Source organism: Candidatus Caldatribacterium sp., from assembly GCA_014359405.1.
Classification (GTDB): Bacteria; Atribacterota; Atribacteria; order Atribacterales; family Caldatribacteriaceae; genus Caldatribacterium; species Caldatribacterium oleiphilum.
This window is the reverse complement of record JACIZN010000038.1, coordinates 1-6,203: the sequence shown is the minus strand read 5'-3', so window position 1 is coordinate 6,203 and position 6,203 is coordinate 1. Positions and strand designations below refer to the sequence as shown.

The following is a 6,203-nucleotide window of genomic DNA, read 5'->3' as shown; positions in this document are numbered from 1 at the left end:
CATCATTGTCGACTTTGGAACGGCAACGACTTTTTGTGCCGTAACGGCAGAAAAGGAGTACCTTGGCGGTGCCGTTGCTCCTGGGATTGGTATCTCTTGCGAGGCTCTCTACGAGAAAACCGCCAAACTCCCCCGAATAGATGTGGAGGTTCCAAAACACTGCATTGGGCGTAACACTGTAGAGGCCATGCATGCAGGAGTTTTTTTTGGCTACATTGGTCTGGCACGGGAGATTGTGCAGCGCATGAAGCAGGAGTTTGCCGAAGACGCGAAGGTTATCGGAACTGGGGGATGGGGTATGCTTCTTGCTCGGTACTGTGAGTTCATTGACATCTTTAATCCGGTGCTCACCCTTGAGGGGTTGCGAATCATTCATGAGCTTAACGGTTCCCGAGAGTAGCCCCGAAGTCGCGATCGTTGGGGGGCATGCCAAGGTTCGAGGGTCTTTTAGGAGCGATGGGACTCTCATCGTCGAGGGGGAGTTCAACGGTTCGATTCAGTGCCCTCGCCTCGTGGTGATGGAAGGGGGAGAAGTTAGGGGTTTTGTGGAGGTTGAGAACGCTGAAGTCTGGGGAACCGTTGATGGGTTTACAAGGGCCGGGAAGATGGTGTGCCGGAAGACCGCACGGGTCTTGGGGTGTGTCATGGTGAAAAGTGCTGCTCTTGAACCGGGAATGGTTCTTGAGGGAGCCATTGTCTTTGCGAAACCTGAAGGTGACGAGGATGAAGAAAAAGAGAGTAGTGAGCGTGAGCCTCGGTTCCTCGAAGAGGAACCATCGGGTAGAGGTTGAGCTCTTGGGATGCCACTTCACAGTCGAGCGAATTGGTGTTGACGGGGATAAGAAGAAGTTCGTCGCCCTTTTGCAGGAGCTCGACGGCCAGGTCGACTGCTTTGGACTTGGGGGAGCGGATCTCTACCTCCGGGCAGGAAAATACCGCTACGAAGTAGTTGATGTTGCCCGACTCGTTTCGGTTCTCAAAAAGACCCCCATAGTCGATGGGGGAGAGCTCAAAGAAACCTGGGAAAGGGAAATCCCCCGCTATCTCGCGGAGGAAGAGGGTATTCCCCTTCGGGGGAAAACGGCCCTCATCATGAGTGGTATGGACCGGTACGGTCTTGCCGAGGGCCTCTGGAGGGTAGGGTGTCGTCTTCTCATTGGTGACATGCCCTTTGCTCTGGGGATTCCGATTTTTCTGCGACGTCTCTGGACGCTTCGGTTTCTCTCGGTGCTCATGATGCCGGTTTTGCGGCGTCTTCCCATTGATTTCCTGTACCCCACCGGGAAAGCCCAGGAAGAACCAAAGCCGCGTTTCCCGTGGGCATTCAAGAGAGCAGATATCATCGCGGGAGACTTTCTCTACATCCGGAGGTTCATGCCTGAGAGAATTCCGGGGAAAATGGTCATCACAAACACCGTGACCCTTGGGGATCTTGAAGACCTCAAAAATCGAGGGATTGCCATCCTCGTCACTACGACACCTGAAATGCAGGGGCGGTCTTTCGGGACCAATGTCCTCCAGGCAATGTTTGTGGCTCTTCTTGAGAAACACCCCAAGGACATCCGTCCTGAGGAGTACCTTGCGCTTTTGCGAGAACTCAATATAAAGCCGCGAGTTGTGCGCTTCGAGGAGGTGGAAGCTTGGAAACGCTGAGTTTAGAGGAAAAAAAGCGGATTGTGGAAGAGACCATCGAAAAGTACATGAAGTACCTCAATCCAGGGCTTGCGAGGCTCTACAAGTTCGCCAATCTCACCACCGTGGAGTGGCGGGGCGAAGGGGCAAAGGTGTTCGATATCTTTGGCGAGGCGTATATCGACTGCATTGGAGGTTTTGGGGTCTTCAATGTGGGAAGGAATCATCCAAGAGTTGTCGCTCGGGTTATGGAGCAGCTGCAACTCCTTCCCCTCTCCAGCCGAACCCTCTTCAACAAGCAACAGGCTGATCTTGCCGAGATGCTCGCCCAAATTACCCCCGGAAATCTCCAGTACTCTTTTTTCTGCAACAGTGGCGCTGAGGCGGTAGAGGGAGCTCTGAAGCTTGCCCGAATGTACACGAAGCGCAAGAAATTCGTTTCTGCCCTGGGGAGTTTTCACGGGAAAACTTTTGGAGCATTGAGTGTTTCTGGGCGCGAGGTGTACAAGAAACCCTTTGAGCCACTCCTTCCAGGGGTAGAACACGTTCCCTTCAACGACCTCGAAGCCATGGAACAAGCTGTGGACGAGGATGTGGCGGCGGTAATCCTTGAACCCATTCAGGGTGAGGGGGGAGTCATTCTTCCTTCCCCAGAGTACCTCAAGGGGGTTCGAGAAATTTGCACGAAAAAGGGTGCTCTCCTCATTCTCGATGAAGTGCAGACTGGCCTGGGGAGAACCGGGAAGATGTTTGCCTGCGAGCATTACGGTGTTGTCCCAGACATTATGACTCTTGCCAAGGGTCTTGGAGGAGGGATTCTCCCCCTCGGGGCTTTCGTAAGCACACCGGAGATCTGGCAGGTTTTTGAAGAGAATCCGCTCATCCATAGCTCCACTCTCGGTGGGAATCCCTTAAGCTGTGCAGCGGGAATCGAAACTCTCAGGATTCTGCAGGAAGAGAATATTCCTGCTCAGGCCGCGGAGAAAGGCGCCTACTTCATTGATAAGCTTAGGGTGCTTCAGGGAGAATTTCCGGAAATTGTCCGGGAAGTCAGAGGTCTTGGGCTCCTCATTGGGATGGAACTTTTTGATGAAGATGCGGCTTCCCTTCTTGCCATGGAAATGGCCCAGAGAAGGGTTCTTGTTGTCTATACCTTGAATAATCCCAGAGTCATTCGTCTTGAGCCACCTCTCACCATCACTTACGAGGAAATCGATACCGTTCTCTCTGCTCTTCATGATTCTCTCGCAGGGGTTCAGGCCATTGTTCGGGAAATTGGGGGATAAGGAGGGAAGTTCTGTGGCTCGTATTGCCGTTTCCTTGTCCATTCCTAAGGATGTGGAAACCGTTTACGAGCGGGCAAAGGGCATTGAGAATCTTGCCCGCTTTCTTCCGGACCTTGAGGAGGTTCGGGTAATCCGCCGGGAAGGGCAGGAAGTGGAGAGTTTCTGGAAGGGAAAGTTCCAGGGTCGGGAGGTAAAGTGGACCGAAAAGGATATCTGGGACGACGAAAAGAAAGAGTGCCACTTTTTCACCTTGGAAGGGGATTTCAAAAAGTATGAAGGGGTCTGGCGCTTTCGGGAAGAAGGTCCCTCGGTCACCCACGTGGAACTCGAGATTGAGTACGACCTTGGAATCCCCCTCGTGGGAGCCCTTATCCATGCTTTCTTGAAAAAGAAGATGGAAGAAAACGCCATGGCGATGCTTAAGGCTCTGCAAAAAGCCCTCGAGGAGGCGTAAAGTGCATGGATAGTTTTGCTTTCATCATCCACGCTATGGATGTGGAAGACATCAAGCGCCACATCTTCTTCTTTCGCCCCTTCCCCTCTTCTTGGGTGGAGTACCTTGCTTCCCGTATTCCCCCCTTCATCCTCTCTCATGTTCGCGGTGTCCGGTCGGCGTACAATGGAAAAGAAATTGAGGGGTGGTTCGTTGGTCTCCCCATGACCCCTCGGGCTCTCCTTGAGTACCCCTTCCCTTTCGTAGCGGATCGTATTCGCCGCTGCGGTCTTTTGGCAGAGAAAAAGGGGGCAAAAATCATTGGCCTTGGGGCCTTTACCTCGGTGGCAGGGGATGGGGGTATTACCGTGAAAAAGGGCCTTAGAATTGCCGTCACAACGGGGAACAGTTACACTGTGGCCACGGCTCTCGAGGCCCTTGAGCTTGCCTGTGCGAAGATGGAAATCGACCTTGACAGTGAGACGGTAGCGGTGGTGGGGGCTACGGGGTCCATTGGCCGAGCCTGTGCACTCATTCTTGCTGAACGGGGACGGAGAGTGCGAGTTATCGGCCGAGATCCTGAAAAGGTTGAGAAAGTGCGTCAGGAAGTTGCGGCGGTAAGTCCCTATGAGGTCAAGGGGTTTGTGGATGTTGCAGAGGGTATCCAAGGGTGCCGAGCCGTTCTCACCGTCACCTCGGCCATCGGAAACATTATTGAGCCCTCCTGGATTGCGAAGGGAGCCGTCATCTGTGATGTTTCTCGCCCTCGCAATATAGCTGAAGAAGTGGCAAGGGCTCGAAAGGATGTCTTGGTCATTGAGGGAGGCGTTGTGGATGTGCCTGGGGAACCGGATTTCGGCATGGACTTTGGGTACCCTCCTCGGAAGGCTTACGCCTGCATGGCAGAGACCATGATTCTTACCTTGGAAGGGCGCTTTGAAGACTACACCCTGGGGAAGGAAGTAGAGGTTGCTAAGGTGAAGGAAATCGAAGCTCTGGCGAAAAAACACGGTTTCCGGGTTTCTGGCCTCCGAAGTTTTGGAAGGGAAGTCACAGAGGAGGAAATCGAGGCCGTCAAAAGGTCTCGGGTCTTTTCGCGATAACCCTTAAGGAAGAGCTTTTAGGTTAGGGCAGGAACTCCTTGTCGGTATTTCCTCTCTTATCCCCCCCTTTTCTGCAAAGGGATATTGCCAGGTTTTACCCTCTGGCTTTATAATAGAAAATGATAATAGTTTTCATTAGGGGTGAAGCTCTTGCAGGAGAAGTGGAGAGAAGTTTTCCACAGCTTCAACAAGAAAGCGACGTCCTCCCGATGCGCCATTCTGGAGGTTTTTGAGGAAAAGAAGAAGCATCTCTCAGCGGAAGAGGTGTACGATTGCCTCAGGGAAAAGAGGAAAAAGATTGGCATTGCAACCGTGTACCGAAATTTGGACCTTCTCCTGCGCATGGGTATTCTCAGAAAGGTGAACTTCGGGGATGGGAAGGAGCACTACGAGATGATTCGCCAGGCGTCGCGGCACCATCACCTTATCTGCACGCAGTGCGGAGGAGTTGTGGACTGCGGTGGCACGGGGGAGGAGAGATTCCTTGAACACCTGAGGGAGAAGTTTGAAAGGGAGTACCATTTTCGTGTCGATTCGTACCATGTTTACTTTTACGGGTTGTGCGCTCGGTGTCAAAAAAGCGGGAATCAAGGAGTGTGACTCTGTGGAGGAGGTACTCTCGCTGGTTGAGATGGAAACAGGAAGCAGAGGGGAAATTGTCCGTATCGATGGCGGGGAAGGGATGGTGAGGAGATTATGGGTCCTTGGGGTCGTGCCCGGGAAAAAGATAGAAAAGGTAAGCTCTATCGTCGGCAAGGGACCAGTTGTCATCCGACTGGGACAGCAGGAGATAGCCCTTGGCCGCGGGGTGGCTCAGCGGATTCTCGTGAGGGTCGAGCGCTGAAGCGCATCGTCCTTGCGGGAAATCCCAACGTGGGGAAAAGCGTTATTTTTACCCAGCTGAGTGGGGTTTACGCCTTCTCTTCAAACTATCCGGGAACGACCGTGGACTTCATGCGGAGTTACATTGAGCACAAGGGTCAACTTTTTGAAATCACCGATGCCCCTGGGGTTTACTCCCTCGAAGGCTTCGCCGAGGCGGAGAAGATAGCCACCCGTCTTGTAGAAGAGGCAGACATTGTGGTGAACGTTGTTGATGCGGGGAATCTCGAGCGAAATCTCTACCTCACGTTTGAGCTTGCAGAGAAAGGGAAACCCATGGTGGTAGCCCTTAACATGTGGGATGAAGCAAGAAAGCAGGGTATAGAGATTGACATCCAGGCGCTTGAGGAGATTCTCGGTGTTCCGGTTATTCCGGTTGTGGCTACGACAGGGGAGGGAATCAGGGATCTCCTTGCTGCAATTCCCTGTGCTCGGGTGCCGCACCCTGTATCCTCGGACCATGCGCGCCGCTGGGAAGACATTGGAAGAGTTATCACGAAGGTCCAGAAATTCTCGTACCGCCGCCCTACCTGGAGGGATACCCTCCAGAGGCTTACCATTCTGCCTGGGGTGGGGTTCGTTCTTGGTCTTTTTGTTCTTGTGGGGATTTTCTTTGCGGTTCGCTTTATTGGCGAAGGACTCATCCAGCACGTTTTGAATCCCCTCTTTGAGGGGTACTACCTCCCTATCCTTGAGCGGCTGGGAGAATTTCTCTCTCGCTATCCCCTGTGGCATGAAGTGCTCCTTGGAAAACTCGTCGACGGTCACATTGACTTTGAGCGGTCGCTTGGTCTCCTTTCTACAGGGGTCTATGTATCCCTTGGAGCCGTGCTCCCGTACGTCATTGCCGTCTCTTTCGTTCGTGGT

8 protein-coding genes and 1 pseudogene (1 of these 9 running past the window's edge) are annotated in these 6,203 nt (G+C 53.1%); all 9 read left to right on the top strand.

What is annotated here, in order from left to right:
- Window positions 1-400 (top strand): annotated as a pseudogene (locus H5U36_04430) (type III pantothenate kinase); it begins 384 nt to the left of the window's first position.
- A complete protein-coding gene (locus H5U36_04425) occupies window positions 375-791 on the top strand; it encodes a polymer-forming cytoskeletal protein (protein MBC7217403.1) in 417 nt (138 codons plus the stop codon). Before H5U36_04430 ends, H5U36_04425 begins: the two are co-directional and overlap by 26 nt.
- The gene (locus H5U36_04420; GenBank protein MBC7217402.1) at window positions 724-1,653 is read left to right on the top strand and encodes a quinate 5-dehydrogenase; all 930 of its coding nucleotides are present in this window, start codon (window positions 724-726) and stop codon (window positions 1,651-1,653) included. The genes H5U36_04425 and H5U36_04420 overlap by 68 nt, the downstream gene beginning before the upstream one ends.
- Window positions 1,641-2,918, top strand: coding sequence for an aminotransferase class III-fold pyridoxal phosphate-dependent enzyme (locus H5U36_04415; GenBank protein ID MBC7217401.1), 1,278 nt, complete (start codon window positions 1,641-1,643; stop codon window positions 2,916-2,918). The genes H5U36_04420 and H5U36_04415 overlap by 13 nt, the downstream gene beginning before the upstream one ends.
- 13 nt (window positions 2,919-2,931) lie before the next feature.
- Complete coding sequence (locus tag H5U36_04410; protein MBC7217400.1) at window positions 2,932-3,372, top strand: SRPBCC family protein; 441 nt, start codon at window positions 2,932-2,934, stop codon at window positions 3,370-3,372.
- A gap of 5 nt (window positions 3,373-3,377) precedes the next feature.
- The gene (locus H5U36_04405; protein MBC7217399.1) at window positions 3,378-4,454 is read left to right on the top strand and encodes an NAD(P)H-binding protein; all 1,077 of its coding nucleotides are present in this window, start codon (window positions 3,378-3,380) and stop codon (window positions 4,452-4,454) included.
- A gap of 141 nt (window positions 4,455-4,595) precedes the next feature.
- Window positions 4,596-5,054 carry a transcriptional repressor gene (locus H5U36_04400; protein MBC7217398.1) on the top strand — a complete coding sequence of 153 codons (459 nt, stop codon included), beginning with the start codon at window positions 4,596-4,598 and terminating at the stop codon, window positions 5,052-5,054.
- 4 nt (window positions 5,055-5,058) lie between these two features.
- Complete coding sequence (locus tag H5U36_04395) at window positions 5,059-5,298, top strand: ferrous iron transport protein A (protein ID MBC7217397.1); 240 nt, start codon at window positions 5,059-5,061, stop codon at window positions 5,296-5,298.
- Window positions 5,299-5,303: 5 nt separating this feature from the next.
- The coding region (locus H5U36_04390; GenBank protein ID MBC7217396.1) for a 50S ribosome-binding GTPase at window positions 5,304-6,203 on the top strand (900 nt) is incomplete at its 3' end.

Coding starts and splice junctions, on each gene's coding strand:
- H5U36_04425 (MBC7217403.1), top strand. CDS start 375: ATGAGCTTAACGGTTCCCGAGAGTAGCCCCGAAGTCGCGATCGTTGGG.
- H5U36_04420 (MBC7217402.1), top strand. CDS start 724: ATGAAGAAAAAGAGAGTAGTGAGCGTGAGCCTCGGTTCCTCGAAGAGG.
- H5U36_04405 (MBC7217399.1), top strand. CDS start 3,378: ATGGATAGTTTTGCTTTCATCATCCACGCTATGGATGTGGAAGACATC.